Annotated in this window: 21 protein-coding genes; 6 read left to right on the plus strand and 15 right to left on the minus strand. The window is 65.2% G+C overall.

What is annotated here, in order from left to right:
- Positions 1-53: 53 nt before the first annotated feature.
- From MTX35_RS02290 to MTX35_RS02350, 13 genes are all read right to left on the minus strand, one after another.
- A complete protein-coding gene (locus MTX35_RS02290; RefSeq protein ID WP_243593388.1) occupies positions 54-329 on the minus strand; it encodes an acylphosphatase in 276 nt (91 codons plus the stop codon).
- Entirely contained in the window at positions 326-1,225 is a 900-nt protein-coding gene (locus MTX35_RS02295) for an SMP-30/gluconolactonase/LRE family protein (RefSeq protein ID WP_243593389.1), read from the minus strand. Before MTX35_RS02295 ends, MTX35_RS02290 begins: the two co-directional genes overlap by 4 nt.
- Positions 1,225-1,653, minus strand: a complete 429-nt coding sequence (locus tag MTX35_RS02300; RefSeq protein WP_243593390.1) for an OsmC family protein — start codon at positions 1,651-1,653, stop codon at positions 1,225-1,227. The genes MTX35_RS02295 and MTX35_RS02300 overlap by 1 nt, the downstream gene beginning before the upstream one ends.
- A gap of 91 nt (positions 1,654-1,744) precedes the next feature.
- Complete coding sequence (mutM, locus tag MTX35_RS02305; protein ID WP_243593391.1) at positions 1,745-2,611, minus strand: bifunctional DNA-formamidopyrimidine glycosylase/DNA-(apurinic or apyrimidinic site) lyase; 867 nt, start codon at positions 2,609-2,611, stop codon at positions 1,745-1,747.
- Complete coding sequence (gene rnc, locus MTX35_RS02310; protein WP_243593627.1) at positions 2,611-3,393, minus strand: ribonuclease III; 783 nt, start codon at positions 3,391-3,393, stop codon at positions 2,611-2,613. Before rnc ends, mutM begins: the two co-directional genes overlap by 1 nt.
- A gap of 26 nt (positions 3,394-3,419) precedes the next feature.
- A complete protein-coding gene (gene rpmF / locus MTX35_RS02315; RefSeq protein ID WP_032397784.1) occupies positions 3,420-3,602 on the minus strand; it encodes a 50S ribosomal protein L32 in 183 nt (60 codons plus the stop codon).
- Positions 3,603-4,211 carry a DUF177 domain-containing protein gene (locus MTX35_RS02320; protein ID WP_243593392.1) on the minus strand — a complete coding sequence of 203 codons (609 nt, stop codon included), beginning with the start codon at positions 4,209-4,211 and terminating at the stop codon, positions 3,603-3,605. It abuts the gene before it with no gap.
- Positions 4,212-4,302: 91 nt separating this feature from the next.
- Positions 4,303-5,094, minus strand: a complete 792-nt coding sequence (locus MTX35_RS02325) for a DivIVA domain-containing protein (RefSeq protein WP_243593393.1) — start codon at positions 5,092-5,094, stop codon at positions 4,303-4,305.
- 135 nt (positions 5,095-5,229) lie between these two features.
- The gene (gene coaD, locus MTX35_RS02330) at positions 5,230-5,718 is read right to left on the minus strand and encodes a pantetheine-phosphate adenylyltransferase (protein WP_243593394.1); all 489 of its coding nucleotides are present in this window, start codon (positions 5,716-5,718) and stop codon (positions 5,230-5,232) included.
- 35 nt (positions 5,719-5,753) lie between these two features.
- Complete coding sequence (rsmD, locus tag MTX35_RS02335) at positions 5,754-6,308, minus strand: 16S rRNA (guanine(966)-N(2))-methyltransferase RsmD (RefSeq protein WP_243593395.1); 555 nt, start codon at positions 6,306-6,308, stop codon at positions 5,754-5,756.
- The gene (locus tag MTX35_RS02340) at positions 6,305-9,721 is read right to left on the minus strand and encodes a pyruvate carboxylase (RefSeq protein WP_243593396.1); all 3,417 of its coding nucleotides are present in this window, start codon (positions 9,719-9,721) and stop codon (positions 6,305-6,307) included. The genes rsmD and MTX35_RS02340 overlap by 4 nt, the downstream gene beginning before the upstream one ends.
- A gap of 178 nt (positions 9,722-9,899) precedes the next feature.
- The gene (gene recG / locus MTX35_RS02345) at positions 9,900-12,173 is read right to left on the minus strand and encodes an ATP-dependent DNA helicase RecG (RefSeq protein ID WP_243593397.1); all 2,274 of its coding nucleotides are present in this window, start codon (positions 12,171-12,173) and stop codon (positions 9,900-9,902) included.
- A 13-nt stretch (positions 12,174-12,186) separates the two neighbouring features.
- On the minus strand, positions 12,187-13,863 hold the full coding sequence (locus MTX35_RS02350) for a DAK2 domain-containing protein (protein ID WP_243593398.1): 1,677 nt from the start codon (positions 13,861-13,863) through the stop codon (positions 12,187-12,189).
- Positions 13,864-14,139: 276 nt separating this feature from the next.
- On the opposite strand from MTX35_RS02350, the gene rpmB reads away from it, so the two are divergent.
- The 6 genes from rpmB to MTX35_RS02380 all read left to right on the plus strand — a co-directional run bounded on the left by rpmB (position 14,140) and on the right by MTX35_RS02380 (position 18,769).
- Positions 14,140-14,331 carry a 50S ribosomal protein L28 gene (gene rpmB / locus MTX35_RS02355; RefSeq protein ID WP_008717389.1) on the plus strand — a complete coding sequence of 64 codons (192 nt, stop codon included), beginning with the start codon at positions 14,140-14,142 and terminating at the stop codon, positions 14,329-14,331.
- A gap of 198 nt (positions 14,332-14,529) precedes the next feature.
- Entirely contained in the window at positions 14,530-15,096 is a 567-nt protein-coding gene (locus MTX35_RS02360; protein WP_243593399.1) for a M15 family metallopeptidase, read from the plus strand.
- 2 nt (positions 15,097-15,098) lie between these two features.
- Entirely contained in the window at positions 15,099-15,743 is a 645-nt protein-coding gene (locus MTX35_RS02365; protein ID WP_243593400.1) for a phosphatase PAP2 family protein, read from the plus strand.
- Between the two features lie 52 nt (positions 15,744-15,795).
- Complete coding sequence (locus MTX35_RS02370; RefSeq protein WP_243593401.1) at positions 15,796-16,497, plus strand: response regulator transcription factor; 702 nt, start codon at positions 15,796-15,798, stop codon at positions 16,495-16,497.
- Positions 16,497-17,891 (plus strand): HAMP domain-containing sensor histidine kinase, encoded by a 1,395-nt coding sequence (locus tag MTX35_RS02375; protein WP_243593402.1) that lies wholly within the window; start codon positions 16,497-16,499, stop codon positions 17,889-17,891. Before MTX35_RS02370 ends, MTX35_RS02375 begins: the two co-directional genes overlap by 1 nt.
- Positions 17,892-17,974: 83 nt before the next feature.
- Positions 17,975-18,769, plus strand: coding sequence for an enoyl-CoA hydratase/isomerase family protein (locus MTX35_RS02380; RefSeq protein WP_243593403.1), 795 nt, complete (start codon positions 17,975-17,977; stop codon positions 18,767-18,769).
- Between the two features lie 21 nt (positions 18,770-18,790).
- Here the strand turns inward: MTX35_RS02380 and MTX35_RS02385 are convergent, their stop codons facing one another.
- Complete coding sequence (locus tag MTX35_RS02385) at positions 18,791-19,483, minus strand: uracil-DNA glycosylase (protein ID WP_243593404.1); 693 nt, start codon at positions 19,481-19,483, stop codon at positions 18,791-18,793.
- Positions 19,480-20,004: a gamma carbonic anhydrase family protein gene (locus MTX35_RS02390; RefSeq protein WP_243593405.1), complete on the minus strand. Its 525-nt coding sequence runs from the start codon at positions 20,002-20,004 to the stop codon at positions 19,480-19,482. Before MTX35_RS02390 ends, MTX35_RS02385 begins: the two co-directional genes overlap by 4 nt.
- Positions 20,005-20,020 lie beyond the last annotated feature (16 nt).

The raw sequence follows: 20,020 nt of genomic DNA on the forward strand, positions 1-20,020 counted from the left end.
GTACTTTACCGGCACGCTGACCGAAAGTGCGCCGAGCCTCCCGCAACGGACGATCAGCGTTCGACGAAGCCCGTCAGATCCCCGCGGGCCGCGTCCCAACTCTCCACGACAAGGGTGACGGTGCCCGGGGTCCGATCCCCTCGGAGCAAAGCGAGAAGTGCCTCGAGACGCTCACGTGGGCCCTCCGCTATCACCAGGACTCGTCCGTCCGCGTGGTTGGTCGCGTGACCGACAAGTCCCAGTTCGAGCGCGCGCGAGCGAGTCCACCACCGGAAACCGACGCCCTGAACCAGGCCGTGCACCCATGCCGTCAGCCGTTCGTCGCTCACGAGCGAGCCAACTGTCGGACGGTTCCGTCGAAACTGGTGGCGTACAACGCCGTCTCGTCGAATCCGACCCCGCCGAAGGCGACCGACGAGGTCAGCGGGACACCGGTGGCTATCACGCAGGTACCGCCGGATTCCGGGTCGATACGGACCACCCTGCCGGCGAGATTCTGTGCGAAATAGATACTTCCGTCGTCGCCGACGGTCAGGTCGTCCGACATCGCCAATGTTCCGACACCGTCGATGCGAATGCGCGCGAACGGCCCGGACGGGTTCTTCTCGTCGAGCACGGTGAGCGTCGTCTTGAGATCGAACGTGTTGGCCACGTAGATCTTTCCCCCGCCGATACCGATTCCGTTGGCCGATCCCAGGTCGGTACGCACCGTCGACACCGAACGGTCGACCGCAACGCGCGTCAGGCCGGAGCTGCTACCCAGATTGCGGGTGGTGAACAGATCACCCGACTCCGATCGCGCCAGCCCATTGGGCATCGCCAGGCCCGACGCATACGTCGACCGAGTCCCCGTACCGAGATCGATGGTGTCGACGGTGCCGGTTCGGGTGTCGAGAAGCCCTGCGGCAGCGCTGTTTCCGGTCGTGAAATACAGCGTGTCATCATGGGCGACCAGTCCGCCAGGAGAATCGACGTCGGCCACGAGTGTGCCCCGGTCACCGTTCGGCGCGACGGTACGCAGAGCGCCGGGTCCGATGGGAGAGGTCTCGGACACGATCATCGAACCGCGGCCGTCGAACTCCAGATTCTCGAGCATGCCGAATCCCGACGCCACCGTGCTCACCGACCACAGAGCGCAGCTGCTCGACGCCTCCGCGGTGGGAGCAAGGGCGGCCGACGCCGCGAGAACAAGGCCCGCCACGACGGCCGCTGCCCCCACCTTCATCAGGCGTCCACGTCGATGTCCAGGTTGATCGTCGTACCGGCCTTCAGGGTCCGCCCGACGGTGCACACCTTGTCGATGGCGCGCTGGACGACCGTGAGCAGACGCTCCTGAGCCTCGGGGTCCATTGCGCTGAGGTCGACTCGAAGAATCTCGTTCAGTTCCGGATACCGCTCGTTCTCGCGATCGGCGGCACCGGAGACCTCGACGGTGGCGGAGTAGTCATCGCCCAGTCGACGCGAGAGCGGTAGGTCCGAGCTCATGCCGGTGCAGGCGGCGAGTGCGATTTTCAGCAGCTCGCCGGGGGTGAAGACGCCTTCCACCGACTCGGACCCGATGAGCACTTCGGCTCCTCGGGAGCTGCGGCCGGTGTAGCGACGGGTGCCTGTGCGCTCGACCCAGAGGGTGGTCGGCGTGCTCTGTTCTGCCATGACGGAGATACTAGGCGGGTCGTTCAGGAGTGGAGCCTGCGGAATGACCCGTGCACTCAGGAGTGGAGCCTGCGGAATGACCTGTTGACTGTCAGCCGCGTACGTGTCGGGGTCGCGGCTGGCAGGTGGGGCAGCTGAACGACGAGCGATTCATGAACTTCTCCCGCCGGATCGGTGCTCCGCACCGCGAGCAGGGCAGGCCCTCCTGACCGTAGGCGTCGAGGGAACGGTCGAAGTAGCCCGATTGTCCGTTGACGTTGACGTACAGGGCGTCGAACGAGGTTCCGCCCTGCGCCAGGGCCTCGCCCATCACCGCGTGCACCGCGGTGAGAAGGCGCCGCAGCGCCGGCCGCGTCAGAGTCTCCGCGATTCGATTGCCGTGGATCTTCGCGCGCCACAGCGCCTCGTCGGCGTAGATGTTGCCCACGCCCGAGAGCACGGTCTGATCGAGCAATGCCCGCTTGATCTCGGTGTGCTTGCCGCGCAACACGTTCACCACGGATTCGGCGTCGAACAATGGATCTATCGGGTCGCGGGCGATGTGTGCGACCGGTTCGGGTACCTCTGTGCCGTCCACGGTGACGATCGGGGCGAGCGCCCAGCCGCCGAACGTGCGCTGGTCGACGAAGCGCAGATCGGTGCCGTCGTCGAGTCGAGCACGAATTCGCAGGTGCTTCTCGTCCGGGGCGGACGGCGGCTGCACCAGCATCTGACCGCTCATACCCAGGTGCACGACGGTCGCGAAATCGCCGGGTTCCATCACCAGCCACAGGTACTTTCCGCGCCGTCGAGCGGAGGAGATGCGCTGACCGCGCAGCTGGCCGATCAGGTCCAGGCCACCGAGATCGTGACGCCGCACGGCGCGGGGGTGCAGCACCTCCACCGACCGCACCGTCCTGCCGACGACATGAGATTCCAGACCGAGCCTGACGACCTCGACCTCGGGCAGTTCCGGCATCAGGATTCGTCGGGTGCCGACTCGGCCGGAATCGCAGTGTCGTTGTTCGACAGCGTGTTCCACGCCAGACTGGCAGCCTTCTGTTCGGCTTCCTTCTTCGACCGACCGATACCGACACCGCGCGGGAATCCACCGACCAACACGGTCGCCGTGAATTCCTTGTCGTGATCGGGCCCGGTGGACGAGATCTCGTACGCGGGAACGCCGAGTGAACGTTCGGCGGTCAGTTCCTGCAGGCTCGTCTTCCAGTCCAGCCCTGCACCGAGCTTGGGAGCTCGGTCGAGTAGGCCCGCGAACAGCGTCAGAACAACGGTGCGCGCGACGTCGATGCCGTGCTGGAGGTGAATTGCACCGAGCATCGATTCCATGCCGTCCGCGAGGATGCTCGGCTTGTCGCGTCCACCGGTCTGCTCCTCGCCCTTACCCAGCAGCAGGTGACGGCCCAATCCGCCGTCACCGAGACCGCGCGCGACCTCCGCCAGGGCATGCATGTTGACCACGCTCGCCCTGATCTTGGCCAGCTGCCCTTCGGACTTGTCGGGATGAACCGTGTAGAGATGCTCGGTGACCGCGAGACCGAGAACCGAGTCCCCCAGGAACTCGAGGCGCTCGTTCGTCGGCAGACCGCCGTGCTCGTACGCAAACGACCGGTGTGTCAGAGCCAGGGTCAACAACGGCTCCGATAGAGAGACACCGATAGCGGCGAGGAGCGACTCTCGGTCGTCCCCGCCGCTGACGGCAGTGGAGCTATTTTTCTGTGAACCGCTGTTGTGCCGATCCACTACTTCGTGTGTCACGTAAGCGGAAATCAGACCGCTGCGACGACCTGGCGGCCCTTGTAGGTGCCGCACGAGGGGCATGCGATGTGGGGCAGAGTCTTCTCGCCGCAACCGCGGTTGGGGCACGTCACGAGGGTGGGCGCAGTGGTTTTCCACTGTGCACGACGCGACCTCGTGTTGGAACGCGACATTTTGCGCTTCGGGACAGCCACTTACTTCTCCTCGGCTTCGTTGTTCACAAGTTCTGTGCTCGGTTCTGGATCCACGCCAAATTTGGCTGCAAGACCAGCCCAGCGAGGATCAATTGTAACGTGACTGTGGCCGGATTCAGCAATCGCCAGGCGAACGCCGCATTCTGGGCACAATCCCTCGCATTCGTCACTGCACACGGGGTGGAGTGGAAGCTCCAGACCGACCGCGTCGACAATGACGGGTTCGAGATCTATCAGGTCGTCGACGATGCGGTGTATCTCGTCCGCATCGGTGGTCTCCTCGGTGATGCTGTTCGGGTAAGCGAACAACTCGGTCAAGTAGACGTCGACGGTGCCACCGACCGGATCGAGGCACCGCGTGCACTCTCCGGCGGTGACTGCTCGTACGGAGCCGGTGACGAGAACGCCCTCCGAGACCGCCTGCAACTGCAGATCGAGCGAAACCGGGACACCGGCTTCGATGGCAATGGCATCGAGGCCGATTCGGGAAGGAGCAGGAACCGTCCGCTCGACGGCCTTCGTCGACCCGGGTCGACGACCGAGGTTGAGAATGTCCAGAACGAATCCGTCGTCCAGTTCCGGACGGGTCGTTCTCTTGGGCGGGGGCACGGCTGATCTTCCTTACTGTCGGTATGCCTACTGTCGGTAAGCAACCCCACAACGGTACGCATGCGTGCATACGAGGGCAAATCGCTGCCGTTCAGTGTCGGCTGCGACGCCCCTGCTCCTGGTTTCCGTATGCGGATTCGCCGTACGGTTCGCTGCCGTATTCCGGCACACCGGAACCTGTTCGCAGTTGCTGACGCCCACGGCCGACCGACCGAATGGTGCCGCTGAGGAACTCCTCGAACTCGGCCAGCTTGGTGTCGACGTACACGTCGCACTCGCTGCGCATCCGATCGGATTCGGCGTGAGCACTGTCGATCACCCGAGCCGATTCGGCGTGGGCTGCCTGGACGACCTCGGTTTCCGAAACGAGCCGGTTCTGTTCGGCGGTGCCGTCTGCGACCGACCGCTCGTACGACGCCGTGCCGGACTCGATCATCCGGTCGGCCTCGGTGCGAGCGCGAACGGTCAGGCCCTCGTACTCACGCTGGCCTTCGAGCACCGTTCGCTCGGCCTCCGCCTCGGCATCGGCCACGAGCTGGTCGGCATGCGCGGATGCCTCGGACACCATGCGATCTGCCTGAGCCTTGGCGTCGGCGAGAATGCGATCGGCAGAATCCCGAGCGTTCTCCACCGTGTCCTGGGCCTCGGCATTGGCGGTGCTGACCGTCTTCTCCGCAGAGGCCCTGGCATCGCCGACGAGCTTGTCGCGATGGTCCAGTACGTCCTGTGCATCGTCCAGTTCACCGGGGATGGCGTCGCGGACATCGTCGAGCAGTTCCAGTACATCTCCGCGAGGGACGACGCACCCGGCAGTCATCGGAACGCCGCGCGCCTCCTCGACAATGGCGACGAGCTCGTCGAGCGCCTCGAATACGCGGTACACCGGTTACCCCAATCGTCGAATCTGCCACTGTCGATCCCGCCCGCGTCGCGGTCGAGACCCACAGCTCTCTACTGCTCAGTCTGCCCGGCGATGCGTGCGTCTGCGCTATACCTGCTCGGTGTGTCGCTGCGCGAACTAGTCTGCTGCCCTCTCGGCGATCCGGGCCAGCAACCGTTCCTGGACGAACGGCGGAAGCATCCCGGTCACGTCTCCCCCGAAGGTTGCGACCTCCTTGATCAACGAACTCGACAAGAAGCTGTGCGCAGGATTCGCCGGCAGAAACAGCGTGTCCACGCCGGTCAACGTTCTGTTCATCTGCGCCATCTGCAGCTCGTAATCGAAGTCGTTCGCGCTGCGCAGACCTTTGACTATCGCCGAAAAGCCCTCTTGCCGAGCGTAATCGACCAGTAGGCCGTACCAGGAACCGATTCTCACGTTGGGCAGGTGATCCGTCGCGACCTCGAGCATCTCGATGCGCTCGTCGACGCTGAACATGCCCTTCTTGCTCTTGTTCACCATCACCGTCACGACGACCTCGTCGAATGCGGCGGCAGCCCGCTCGAAGATGTCGATGTGACCGGTGGTCACCGGGTCGAAGGATCCAGGACACAGTGCGCCAGTCATTCCGCGAACCTATCAGCCGATCCCGGGTTCGATCGCTACGATCGTGCCGCGATCTCGATTCGACTCTCGCCGTACTTCTTCGACTTCTCCGGAACCAGCCCGGTCGGCCATTCGGTTTCCGGCGAACGCGACGATCGCTCGAGCACGACCACTGCGTCGGGCGCTAGCCATCCCCCGGTGACGAGCCTGTCCAACAGGCCGGCGACCGCGGCGTCCGTGACCGCATACGGCGGGTCGGCCAACACCAGGTCGTAGGCGGTGTCCGCCGCCCCGGCCAGCACCGAGGCCACCGGGGCACACCGAACCGACGCGCCGGGTAGACCCACCGATTCGATGTTCTTCCGCAGCACTGCCGCCGCTCGGGCGTCCGATTCGACCAGCACCGCCGACGATGCTCCCCGCGAGATCGCCTCCAGCCCCAGCGCTCCCGATCCCGCGAACAGATCCAGTACCGCAGCACCATCGAGTTCCATCCGACTCTCCAGCGAGCTGAACAGAGCTTCCCGAACTCGCTCGGAGGTGGGGCGGGTGCCCTGGCCCGGAACCGACAATCGTCGACCGCCCGCGACACCCGCCACGATCCGCGTCATTCGCTGCCTGCCTCTTCGCCCGTCGACCCCCCACCGATGACGACGAGCAGATCTCCGCCCTCCACCTGCTGCACGCCCGAGATCGCCAAGCGTGTCACGGTGCCGCCGCGAGGAGCAGTGATCGCGGCTTCCATCTTCATCGCCTCGATCGTGGCGACGGTATCGCCGGCCGAGATCTTCTGTCCCTCTTCGACGGAGAGTGTCACGACACCCGCGAACGGTGCCGGGATATGACCGGAATTCGATCGATCCGCCTTCTCGACCGTGGGTGCCTCACTCGAGATCGACCGATCGCGTACCGACACCGGACGCAACTGTCCGTTGAGGATGCACATCACGGTGCGCATTCCGCGCTCGTCGGGGTCGGAGATCGCCTCCAGCCCGATGAGCAGTTCGACGCCCTTCTCCAGTGCCACCCGATGCTCCTCGCCCTGCCGCAGCCCGTAGAAGAACTGGTTGGCCGACAGCCGCGTCGTATCGCCGTATTTCTCGCGGTGAGCAGCGAGTTCGGCAGTGGGACCGGGAAACAGTAGACGGTTGAGAGTCTGCCGACGCTGAGCCGAGGTGCCGTCGAGGTTCTTCTCGTCCTCGTCGGTGAGCGGTGTCACCGGCTTGCCCTCGCCGCGACCCTCCAGCGCCTTCGTCCGCAACGGTTCCGGCCATCCACCCGCAGGAGTACCGAGATCGCCGCGCAGGAATCCGATCACCGAATCGGGGATGTCGTAGCGACCGGGATTCTCGGCGAATTCCTCAGCGGACGCGCCTGCACCGACCAGAGCCAGAGCCAGGTCGCCGACTACCTTCGAGCTCGGCGTCACCTTGGTCAAACGGCCCAACATGCGGTCGGCCGCAGCGTAATTGGCCTCGACGGTCTCGAACCGATCACCGAGCCCGAGCGAAATAGCCTGCTGCCGTAGGTTCGAGAGCTGCCCGCCGGGGATCTCGTGGGTGTAGACGCGGCCCGTCGGTGCCGGCAGCCCGGACTCGAACGGCGCGTACACCTTTCGCACGGCTTCCCAGTACGGCTCGAGGTCGCAGACGGCCTGCAGATCCAAGCCGGTGTCACGCTCGGTGTGCGCGGCAGCCGCGACGATCGCGGACAACGCAGGCTGGCTGGTGGTGCCTGCCATCGCCGCGCTGGCACCGTCGACGGCGTCGGCCCCGGCCTCCCACGCCGCCAGGTACGTCGCGAGCTGTCCACCGGGCGTGTCGTGCGTATGCACGTGCACGGGTAGATCGAAGTTCGAGCGCAACGCCGTCACCAGCGTCTTGGCTGCGGGTGCACGGAGCAGCCCTGCCATGTCCTTGATGGCGAGGACGTGCGCGCCTGCGTCGACCATCTGCTCGGCCAGCTTCAGGTAGTAGTCCAGCGTGTAGAGGTTCTCGTTCGGGTTCGACAGATCACCCGTGTAGCTCAGTGCTACCTCGGCGAGCGCCGTGCCGGTCTCGCGCACGGCATCGATGGCCGGACGCATCTGATCGACATTGTTCAGCGCGTCGAAGATACGGAAGATATCGATGCCGGTGTCGGTGGCCTCGGCGACGAAACTACGGGTCACCTTCTCCGGATACGGGGTGTAGCCGACGGTGTTCCTGCCGCGCAGCAACATCTGAATTGCGATGTTCGGCACGGCCTCTCGCAAGCTCGCAAGTCGCTCCCACGGATCCTCGTGCAGGAATCGCAGTGCCACATCGTAGGTGGCACCGCCCCACGCCTCGATGGACAGCAGCTGCGGCGTCGTGCGGGCAACATACGGGGCGACGCCGAGCAGTCCGCTCGTGCGCACTCGCGTCGCGAGCAACGACTGGTGTGCGTCACGGAACGTGGTGTCGGTGACACCGAGGGCCTTCTGGTTGCGCAGATCGCGGGCGAAGCCCTCGGGCCCGAGTGCGAGCAGACGCTGCCTCGAACCATCGGGAATCGGAGCCGAGAAGTCCACCGCGGGGAGCTTGTCGTGCGGGTACACCGGGGACGGACGCTCGCCGTGCGGCTTGTTGACCGTCACATCGGCCAGGTACGCGAGAATCTTCGTGCCGCGGTCGCCCGAGGATCGCGAGGTGAGCAGTTCCGGGCGCTCCTCGATGAACGAGGTGGTGACGCGACCGGCGGTGAAGTCGGGATCGACCAGAACCGCCTGCAGGAACGGGATATTCGTCGCGACACCGCGAATTCTGAACTCTGCCAACGCTCGTCGAGCACGCGCCACGGCCGTGTCGAAGTCTCGACCGCGGCAGGTGAGCTTGACGAGCATCGAGTCGAAGTACGCGCCTACCTCCGCGCCGAGCGTCGTACCACCGTCGAGGCGAACGCCTGCACCGCCCGGCGTGCGATACGCGGTGATGCGTCCGACGTCCGGTCGGAATCCGTTCGCCGGATCCTCGGTGGTGATGCGGCACTGCAGAGCCGCTCCGCGCAGCACGATGTTCTCCTGCTGCAGACCCAGATCCGCCAGTGTCTCGCCCGACGCGATCCGCAGCTGAGACTGCACCAGGTCCACATCGGTCACCTCTTCGGTGACGGTGTGCTCCACCTGGATTCGAGGGTTCATCTCGATGAAGACGTGATTGCCACGGGTGTCGAGCAGGAACTCGACGGTGCCGGCGCACGAGTAATCGATCTGCTTGGCGAACGCGACGGCGTCGGCGCAGATCTTCTCACGCAATCCTTCGGGCAGGTTCGGAGCCGGAGCGAGCTCGATGACCTTCTGATGCCGACGCTGCACGCTGCAGTCACGCTCGAACAGGTGCACCACGTTGCCCTGACCGTCGGCGAGGATCTGAACCTCGATATGCCGGGGATCGATCACGGCCTGCTCGAGGAACACCGTCGGATCGCCGAAGGCCGATTCCGCCTCGCGCGCAGCAGCTTCGATGGATTCGCGCAGCTGCTCGGGCTCGGCAACTCGGCGCATGCCTCGACCGCCGCCGCCGGCGACCGCCTTGACGAACAACGGGAACGTCATCGATTCCGACGCGGCGACGAGCTCGTCCACATCGGACGACGGTTCCGACGACGCCAGAACGGGGAGCCCTGCAGCCTTGGCCGCCGCGATGGCCCGCGCCTTGTTACCGGTCAGTTCGAGCACGTCGGCGGACGGGCCGACGAAAGTGATACCGGCCTCGGCGCACGCTGCGGCCAGATCCGGGTTCTCCGAAAGGAATCCGTACCCGGGGTACACCGCGTCCGCACCGCTCCGCTTGGCGGCGGCGACGATCTCGTCGACCGAGAGATAAGCGCGAACGGGATGCCCCTTCTCTCCGATCTGATAAGCCTCGTCGGCCTTCGTCCGGTGCACCGAATTTCGGTCCTCGAACGGGAACACCGCAACGGTCGAGGCCCCGAGTTCATAGGAGGCGCGGAAGGCACGGATCGCGATTTCACCGCGGTTGGCAACCAAAACTTTGGAGAACATTGGCTCAACTTACCCGGCGGCATGAGCCACCGAGGTGTACTGATCCCACGATGCGGGACCAATTGCTCGATTTCGCCGACTGAAACGGTGCAGTGAGTCCCTACGGTCGTTCCTGATCGTTCCCGCAGGCTCCACTCCTGCCTTCCCGGTCGTTCCTGCAGGCTCCACTCCTGCCCCGTCAGGACTTCTGGAGGTAGTCGACTCGATCCGACCGCCAGGCCGACCGCATCATCGATGCGATGCCGGGATTGTTCGCCAGCGACGGGTCCCGCGCGAACAGTGACCGCGCACAGTCCTGCGCGTCGGCGATGATGTCCTCGTCGTCGATGAACGACAGCAGCCGTAACCCGCTGACCGTGCCCGACTGCGCAGCTCCGAGAACATCGCCTTCGCGACGAGTGGCCAGATCCAGTTTGGCCAACTCGAACCCGTCGTTGGTGGCTGCCACCGCTTCGAGTCGGGCGAAGGAACCGCCCCCAGGGCTGAGGTAGCTGATCATGATGCACAGGCCCTGATGCCCGCCTCGGCCGATCCGGCCGCGCAGCTGATGGAGTTGGCTCACGCCGAAGCGGTCGGCATCCATGATCACCATGACCGTGGCGTTGGGAACGTCGACGCCCACTTCGACCACCGTGGTGCAGACCAGAACGTCGATCTCGCCGGAGTTGAACTCGGACATGGTGATGTCCTTGTCGTCACCCGGCAGCCGACCGTGCAGCAGGCCCACCCGCAGATCGTGCATGGGACCGGTCGAGAGAGTCTCGTACAGGTCCACCGCAGCTGTCGTCTCGGGGCCGTCGTCCGACGTCGCTTTCTTCTTCGTAGCGCCCTTCTTGCCGGTCTCCGAATCCTCGTCGTCGCCGATGCGTGAGCACACCACGTAGGCCTGGCGACCGGCCGCGACCTCCTCGTGAATGCGCTGCCACGCGCGGTCCACCCAACCCGGTTTGCTTCGGGCGGGCACCACGTTGCTGACGATCGGCGATCGGCCACGAGGTAGTTCGGTCAATACCGAAGTCTCGAGGTCGCCGAGGGTCGACATCGCAATGGTGCGCGGGATGGGTGTTGCCGTCATGACCAGCAGGTGCGGACTGGTGTTCTCACGAGCCTTCGCGCGCAGCGCATCTCGTTGCTCGACGCCGAACCTGTGTTGCTCGTCCACGACCACCATCGCAAGATCGAGGAACTCGACCCGGTCCTCGATCAGCGCGTGCGTGCCGATCACGATGCCCGCGTCACCGGTGACGGCGTCGAGCAGCGCGGACCGCTTGGCCGCAGTGGACATGGAACCGGTCAACAAGGCGACCTTGGTTGCCAGCTCATGCGATCCGAGTTCCCCACCCGCTGCCAGGCTGCCGAGCATCGACCGAATCGACCGTGCGTGCTGGGATGCGAGAACCTCCGTCGGTGCCAGCAACGCACACTGGTGTCCGGCATCGATCACCTGCAGCATTGCCCGCAACGCAACGATCGTCTTTCCTGAGCCCACTTCACCCTGCAACAGCCGTGACATCGGATGTGGTGCCGACAGGTCGTTGGCGATCTCGGCCGCGACCTCGTGCTGCCCGGCCGTCAACTCGAACGGCAGGCGTCGATCGAACTCGGCGGCGATTCCGTCGGTGATCGGTGGGCAGCGCGCGGCCACCCGAGTGGACGCATCGCGTCGTCGGTCGGCGAGGACGAGCTGGACGGCGAGAGCCTCGTCGAACTTCAACCGCTCCCGCGCGGAGTCCTTGTCCGCCGCAGTGTCCGGGAAGTGAACCGATCGCAGCGCGGTGTCGATGTCGACGAGACCACGCTCGGCGCGTACCGACTCGGGTAGCGGATCGACCACGTCGTCGAGCTGATCCAGCACGTTCCGTACGCAGCGCATGAACGTCCAGCTCTCGACGTCCTTCGCGGCCGGGTAGATGGGCACGAACGCTCTGTCGAAGACCGACATGTCGACCGCACCCGAGGCGTCGACAGATCCGCGAGCGAGTCCGGCAAGCGTCCCTCCGCCGACGATGCGACCCGCGGGTACGACGGCACCGTCGTTGCCGTCGCCACCGAGAATCACGTAACTGGGGTGCGTGAGATTCCACCGCTTACCGAAGTACTTGACCTTGCCCGAGAACATTCCCCGGCGACCGGGCACGACGACGTGCTTGAGCTTGTGCGGACTGAAGAACGTCGCTTCGATGCGCTGTCCGTCGGCGGCGAGGGTCACGGCGAGGAACTGACCGTTGCGGTTCTTCATCGAACGCAGAGTCGCGGACTCGACCGTGGCGACGATGGTGATGTGCTCGCCCTCGGGCGGCTCCTTCTCCCCCAGCTCCGAACCGTGCGTCATGTATCGGTGTGGATAGTGCCGAAGCAGGTCCTCGACGGTATGTATTCCGAAGACGTCTGCCAGCGGAGCTGCCGCCGCGGCTCCCAGGACGTCGTCGAGTGGGTCCATCAACGTTGCCATTGTCCGAAATTCCCTATTCCACTCCGAATTGCACGAGATCTCCCGGCTGTCCACCTGCGTAGACGACCACGTCGACACCGGGATGCGCGCCCGTCACGTACTCCGCCAGCTGGGCACCGAAGTCCTGCGATGCCTGGGCCCCGACGAGCACTGTCACCATCTCTCCACCGGTAGCCAGGAGCTGATCCAGCAACCGACATCCGGCGTCGAGCGGCCGAGCGGCAACGATCACCACTTCCTGCCCCGCCAGCCCGATGCTGTCCCCCGGCTCGCACATGCCGACCCACGTCAACGAACGCTCGTGGGCGATCCGAAGAGAACCCCACCTCGTCCCCGCAGCTGCCTCGGACATCGTGAACGCATCGTCGACCGCTGCTCTGGCGGCATCATGGACCGCGAGCGCGGCCAAACCCTGCACCATCGCCGAGCACGGCAACATCACCACGTCCTTACCGTCCGCTCGGGCGGCTGCGCCGACGGCGACCAGCTCCTGCGCCGACAACGCGCCGTTCGGCAGCACCAATACCTCGCGATGCTTCATCCCGACGATCGCTCGATGCAGCACCGAGGAGTCGATCGCCTCGTCGCACCGGACCACCGTTGCGCCTTCCTGAACGTAAAGATCTGCGGCACCGTCACCGGCAACCAGTGCCAAAATATCGCGACCCACCGACACTGCTGCTCCGCCGCGAGCGCCGGGGAACGGCGATTCGGCGAACTCGACCGCACCGAAGCACGAGATACGCACCCCGCGAACATCTCCGGCAGCGATACCGCGATCGACGGCACCGCCCGGATCGGTGGTGTGCACGTGCGCGGACCAAGCTCCGGAACCGTCACCGGCGACCACGACCGAGTCTCCGAGGTCTGCCAGAGCTCGGCGCAGTTCCGCCGCCGTCGCGTCGTTCGGACCGTGCACGACGTAGACCACCTCGTACCCGAGCGGGCGTCCCGCCGCATACCCCGACGTCGCCGGCGCACCGCCGCACTCCGAGGTCGGAGTCGACACGTAGGTGCCTGCCTGCCGTTCGGGCTCGCGTGGGCGTCGGTACCGCCGCCGCGGCGGAGTGCGGCCGATCACCACCTCCACCAACGCATCGACGATGACCGACAGACCGAGAGCACCCGCGTCGACCACGCCCGCCTCACGGAGGTCGACCAGCTGGTCCGTCGTACTGTCCACAGCGCGGGCCGTGGCCTCGGCTATGTCGACCACCAACGTGGAGAGGGCGACGTTGGCATCGTGAGCCGAGGCCTCACGATCGGCGGCGGCCAGAACGGTGAGCATCGTGCCCTCGACCGGAACGCTGACCGCGTCCGCGACCAGCACTCTCGCGCGGCGCAGCATCGCCTGGATCGACACCGTGTCCAGTGGTCCGTCCGCCGCGGCCTCGGCGACGGCACGCAGCAGCTGGGACACGATCACCCCCGAGTTCCCACGCGCACCCGCAACGGCCCCCACGGCAAGTGCCCGCCCCACCGTGCGGGCGTCGGCATCCGGTCCGGCAGCGCGCATCGACTCGACCGCCGCGCGAAGGGTGAACATCAGATTGGTGCCGGTGTCCGAGTCCGGGATCGGGAACACGTTGAGCGCATCGATCTCGTCGCATCGAGCGGTGAGGGCATCGACGCAGCGGTAAGCCCACCGTCGCAGGGCCCCGGCATCGATCGAATCGAGAACGTCGACCACCTCGAGCAGCCTCCCCCCGCGTGACTTCCGGTACCTCGTCCGCACTCGCGCCCGGACAGTGCCAGAAGCTTAGTCGCGCAGGATCCGTGGCGCGCCGTGCGTGAGCCGTCGCGCAGCGTCTGTCGTGGCAGTTTGGTGATTGCGTGCGACGCCGCTATTCTTGCAGGGTTGCCTCGAGGCGATCTTCACGCATTGCAATCCTTGCATCTGCTCGTAGTTCGTTTCGATGTCTTCGACCACATGTATCGATCAACATCTATCAAGGAGTTCGCGACTATGGCTGCCGTCTGCGACGTATGCGCCAAGGGGCCCGGCTTCGGTAAGTCGGTCTCGCACTCGCACCGACGGACCAACCGTCGTTGGAACCCGAATATCCAGACCGTTCACGCTCAGGTTGCGCCTGGTAACTCCAAGCGCATGAACGTGTGCACCTCCTGCTTGAAGGCAGGCAAGGTGGTCCGGGGCTGATTTCGGCCTCGCTCTTCGATTTCCTCCACGGCTTGTCTCCGCGTGCGAGAACTGTGCCCCGCTCCGTACTCGGAGGCGGGGCACAGTTGTATGTGCTCCCGGATCCGTTCTGTTCTGTTACACAACCGGTCGGGACCGTGACGAACATGGCGAATCACGGGCACCGGCCGGTGACACCGGCCGAGCAGTCTCGAACGCATGGCGACCACACGCACACTCCTCGTCACTGCGCTCCTAGCGCTCACGCTCACGGCATGCTCGAACACAGTGCCCGACACGCCGACTGCCGCGCGCCATCTGGCCAGTCAGCCCGACTCGGGGCCGGCCGGCGGTGAGATAGACGACCGGATAGGCCTCGACAACACCGATCTTCCCGCACTGGCCCGTCTCGACCACGGCCTGCTGATGGCGCTGCAGGCTGCTGCCGCCGACGCGAGATCGTCCGGAGTGGATGTGTACGTCACCTCCGGATGGCGTTCCGCGGCGTACCAGCAACGCTTGTTCGACGAGGCCGTGACCCGCTACGGCAGCACCGACGACGCAAGACGCTGGGTGCAGACCCCCAACAATTCCAAGCATGTCACCGGACGAGCGGTGGATGTCGGACCGACGGATGCCGCCGACTGGATGATCCAACATGGCAGCGACTACGGCCTGTGCCAGACCTACGCCAACGAAATGTGGCACTTCGAGATGGCGACCACTGCCGGCGGTACCTGCCCGGTCCCACTCGACGACCCGTCCGCCGAACGATCGGTGGGCTGACGATGACACGGGTAGAACCGAGGCGACTGGTCGCCTCGCTGGCACTGCTGAACCTGGGAGTTCTCGTCTACTGCCTGTGCGTAATGACGACCACAGGCCAAACGGTGGATCAGAAACTGATGGTGAGCGCCGAATCACTGTCCGGTGACCTCGTCGAGATCTGCGCCGAATTCGTCGACCTCGTCGCACCGGTCTCGGCCGCAGGAACGGTTCTCGTCGCATGTCTGATCATGTTCAGCGGCAACAGGATTGCCCTTTCGCTGCGAGTGGGAATCATGACACTCGGACCGATTGCGACGGCCTGGATTCTCAAGTACTCGCTCGAACGACCGAACCTGGACGGCCTCGTCCAGCACAATTCCTTTCCCAGCGGCACCCTCACCTGCGTCACAGCTGTCGTCTGTGCGGTCTACCTCGCAACCGCTCGCCGCTGGCGGATCGTCGTCGCGATCAACGGAGCACTGCTCGTCCTCGGAACTGCCGTGTCGGTCGTCGTCCTGAAATGGCACCGCCCCAGTGACGCGCTCGGCGCGCTGCTGCTCGTCGGATGCTATGCCCTGGCGGTCTCAGCATTTCCGATCAGGATCTCCGACCCCCGACATTCGACGCTGGCCGACCCCGACAACGAACGTCTCGCGCAGGTGTGAGCCCTGTACCCTTGGCCGATCGCGATTGCCCCTACTACTCAAGGTCTTCGACATGGTGAACATTCTCTTCGTGGAGGACGATCCAGCGGTGGCCGAAGCAATGACGTTGGGGCTGAACCGACTCGGTCACCGCGTCGACCACCGCCCCGACGGCAACGGTGATCTCGACAACGCGCTCACCTCCGCCGAGATCGTCCTGCTCGACCTCGGTCTCCCCGGAGCAGACGGCTACGAGATCTGCCGACGGATCCGCGCGCAGAGTTCGATCCCGATCATCATCCTCACGGCCCGCTCCGATGACATCGACACCGTAGCGGGTCTGGAAGCCGGTGCAGACGACTACGTGGTCAAACCCGCAAGCCCACGAGTCCTGGACGCTCGCATCAAAGCTGTGGTCAGACGATCGACCGACACGACAACCGCCGCGGCAACGGCGGCGGCAATCGTCGAACAGTATCGCGATGTGACCGTCGACCGTTCGTCGCTACAGGTGAGGAAAGGCGGTGCTCTGCTGACGCTGACACCGACCGAGCTTCGGCTCCTGCTCGCCCTGACCGAGAACGTGGGTCACGTGCTCAGCCGAGGCCAATTGTTGTCTGCAGCATGGGATCAGGACTACCTCGGTGACTCCCGAATCGTCGATGCCGCGATCCAGAGACTGCGCGGAAAAATCGAGGACGATCCCGCTGCACCGGCCACCATCGAAACGGTGCGCGGGTTCGGATATCGATTCGATCCCGGTCCGGTTCGTTGATGCGGTCCCGGCTGCGAGTCGCCGGCCTGCGTACCCGACTCGTCCTCGTGTTCATCACCATCGTCGTGATCATCGCCGGCGCAACAGCCGGTGTGGTGTCGTTCATGGCGCGGTCGTGGATCTACTCCAACGCACAGGATGTGGCGACGGCGCAGTTCCGCGACGAGCTCCGGGATGCCGACGGGGCCCAGGTGACCCGAACGACAGCATCCGAACTGATTCAATACTTTCCGTCCGACACGACGTTGCTCGTCGGCGATGACGAAGTACGACGGGGATCCGTCGACCCGACCACGCTCTCCCCCGACTTTCTGGCCGGGGTCGGCAGTCGCGGAATCATCCGTTTCGTCCGACTCGACTCCGAACGGATCATGCTGGCCATGTCGGTCCGTGTGTTCGAGGCGACCGACTCGGACGGCGGCGAAACCCTGGTCACGGCGGTCGCCATTCGGCCGCTCGAGGGCGTGCAGGACAAGTTCGACGACCTTCTGCGCGCCGTGGCCCTTACCCTGGCGGGCGGAGTGTTGGTCAGTGGGCTGCTCGGAATGTGGATCGCCTCGACCCTGGTGCGTCCACTGCGACGCATCGATCAGGCCGCTGCCCGCGCCGCCGATGGTGATCTGAGTGTTCGACTCTCCGAAGAGGGCGTGACCGAACTCGCCGAGCTGACGACGACCTTCAACACCATGATCGCCAGAAACGAGACGGTCATTCGCGGGTTGGAGGAGTCGGAAGAGCAGGCGCGCAGGTTCGTCGCCGACGTCTCCCACGAGCTGAGAACTCCACTGGCAGCACTCGTTCCGGTCGGTGAGATACTCCGAGAGGAAATCCCCCAACTGTCGCCCGATGCGGGAGCAGCCGCCCGGATAGTCAGCGGTGAGATCGGGAAGCTCACTCGGCTCGTCGAGGATCTCATCGAGATGTCTCGTCACGACGCACTACAGGCGCGCCTCGTTCTCGACGATGTGGACCTCGTCGAACTCGTTCGACAATCACTGACCCGCCGCGGATGGGGAGAGAGCGTCGAACTACGTGGGCCGGACAGTATCGACGCGACCGTGGATCCGCGACGCATCGACGTGGTGGTCGCCAACCTCGTGGGTAATGCACTTCGTCACGGCGAGCCCCCGGTACGCGTGGAGCTGCACGCTCGTCCCGAGTGGGTGGACGTGTCGGTGGTGGACCACGGGCCCGGGATATCACCGGAGGACAGCCACGCGATCTTTCGTCGGTTCTACAAGGTGGACACCGCTCGTGGCCGCAGCGAGGGCAGCGGCCTCGGACTGTCCCTCGCGGTAGAGAACGTGCGCCTGCACGGCGGCACCATCACCGTCGACCGGGTGGATTCGAGCACGGTATTCAGCGTCCAGCTGCCCCGTCTGCGACCCCGGTAGCGGTCCTGTCAGTGGGCTCGCGCATCCGTACCCGAGCACGGCGGCCCCACGGCGGAACGGAAGAGTCGGTTAGAGTCCCGAACGTGACTTATTCGGACGCAGACATTTCCAGCAAGGTCAGCATCGAGGACGGTGTACTGAGAATTGTCGTCGCCACCGAGGACGGGGGTGCCTCGCTCGACCTACAGGGCATCGAGGAGGGAACGGCCGCACTTCGGTCCGTCCATTCCGGCACCACCGCGATCGGCAGCGTCCTACTGATCAGCCGCGGACCCAACTTCTGTGCGGGCGGAAACGTACGCGATTTCGCCGGAGCCGCCGACCGCGGCGCTTTCGTCGGATCCGTTGCCGACGCGTTCCATGCTTTCGTCCGCGAGCTGGCCGCGGTCACCGTCCCGGTCGTTGCCGGTGTGCACGGGTGGGCGGCCGGTGCAGGCATGAGCCTGGTCTGCCTCACCGACATCGCGATCGGCGGGCCGTCGACCAAGCTGCGCCCCGCGTACCCCTCGATCGGTTTCACCCCTGACGGCGGCATGTCGTGGACGCTCCCCCGCATCGTCGGTTCGGGACGTGCGATGGACATCCTCCTCAACGACTCGATCATCAACGGAGAGGAAGCGGTTCGCCTCGGGATTCTCAGCCGACTGGTGGGCGACGACATCGTCGACAGCGAGGCCGAGCGCCTCGCCCGAACCCTCGCCATCGGGCCGACATCGGCGTACCGGGGCATCAAGACGCTGCTTGCGAACTCCGAATCGGCAACTCTGACACAGCAATTGGATGCCGAGGCCGCATCGATCTCGGAAGCTGCCTCGTCACCGGCCGGACGTGAAGGCGTCGACGCGTTCGTCGAGAAGCGTCGTCCCGATTTCTCCTGATCCGATCACGGCAGCGATCGATCACGGCAGCGTCCAATCGATCGGCTCGTCACCGCCCTCGACCAACAACTCGTTCACACGACTGAAGGGCTTGGAGCCGAAGAACCCGCGTGATGCGGACAGCGGTGACGGGTGCGCGGACTCGATGTACGGAACCGATCCGAGCATGGGCTTCAGAGTCGCGGCGTCACGTCCCCAGAGGATCGCGACCAGCCCGGTCGCGTCGGGATTCTCGGCACGGGCAACGAGTGCTCGAATTGCCTGCTCTGTGACCGCTTCCCATCCCTTCTTCCGGTGCGACGCCGCCTGCCCTGGCTCGACGCTGAGCACCCTGTTGAGCAACATCACACCTCGGTCCGCCCATGGTGTGAGGTCACCGTTGCTCGGCGTGGGTAGACCCAGATCGTCCGAGTACTCCTTGAAGATGTTGTTCAGACTTCGCGGTACCGGCCGCACATCCGGTGCTACGGAAAAGCTCAGCCCCACTGCATGTCCCGGCGTCGGATACGGGTCCTGACCGACGATGAGCACCCGAACCCGGTCGAAGGGGTAGCGAAACGCCCGCAGTACGTCCTCGCCCGCAGGTAGGTAGTGCCGTCCGGCGGCGAGTTCGGCTCGCAGAAAGTCGCCCATCGCAGCAACATTCGGCTCGACCGGAGCCAGAGCCCGCGCCCATCCCGACTCGACACTCTCGGCGAGTGGCCGGGGCGTCACCGGTCGATCCGACGCAGCGCATCGCGGTAGTACGCGGCGTTGGCCGAGTACATCTGCACGTTGATGTCGACGTGTCCTTCCGGAACCTGGTAGCCCTCGCGAATCTTCGCGGGTACGCCGAGCGCCATGGAGCGTTCCGGCACAACGAACTTGAACGGCACGACAGCGCCTGCACCGACGATCGAGCCCGCCCCGATCTTCGAGCCGTTCAGCACGACCGAGCCCGACGCGATGAGGCAGTTGTCGCCGATGGTCGCGCCCTCGACATGCGCGTTGTGGCCGAGTACGCACCCGGAACCGATGACCGTTGCGTCTATCGGGGTGCAGTGCACCACAGTTCCGTCCTGCACGTTGGTGCCCTCGCCGACCGAGATGGTGCCGTAGTCGGCTCGCAGAACTGCCGTGGGCCACACCGACGATCCGGCTGCCAAGGTCACCGCCCCGATGACGACCGCGTCGGGATGAACGTAGGCGTCGGGGTGGATGTCGGGTTCTCGATCACCGAGTGCATAGATAGCCATCTCTGCAACTTAGCCG

This window comes from Rhodococcus sp. ARC_M12 (genome assembly GCF_022810385.1).
In the GTDB taxonomy this organism is placed as follows: Bacteria; Actinomycetota; Actinomycetes; order Mycobacteriales; family Mycobacteriaceae; genus Rhodococcoides; species Rhodococcoides navarretei.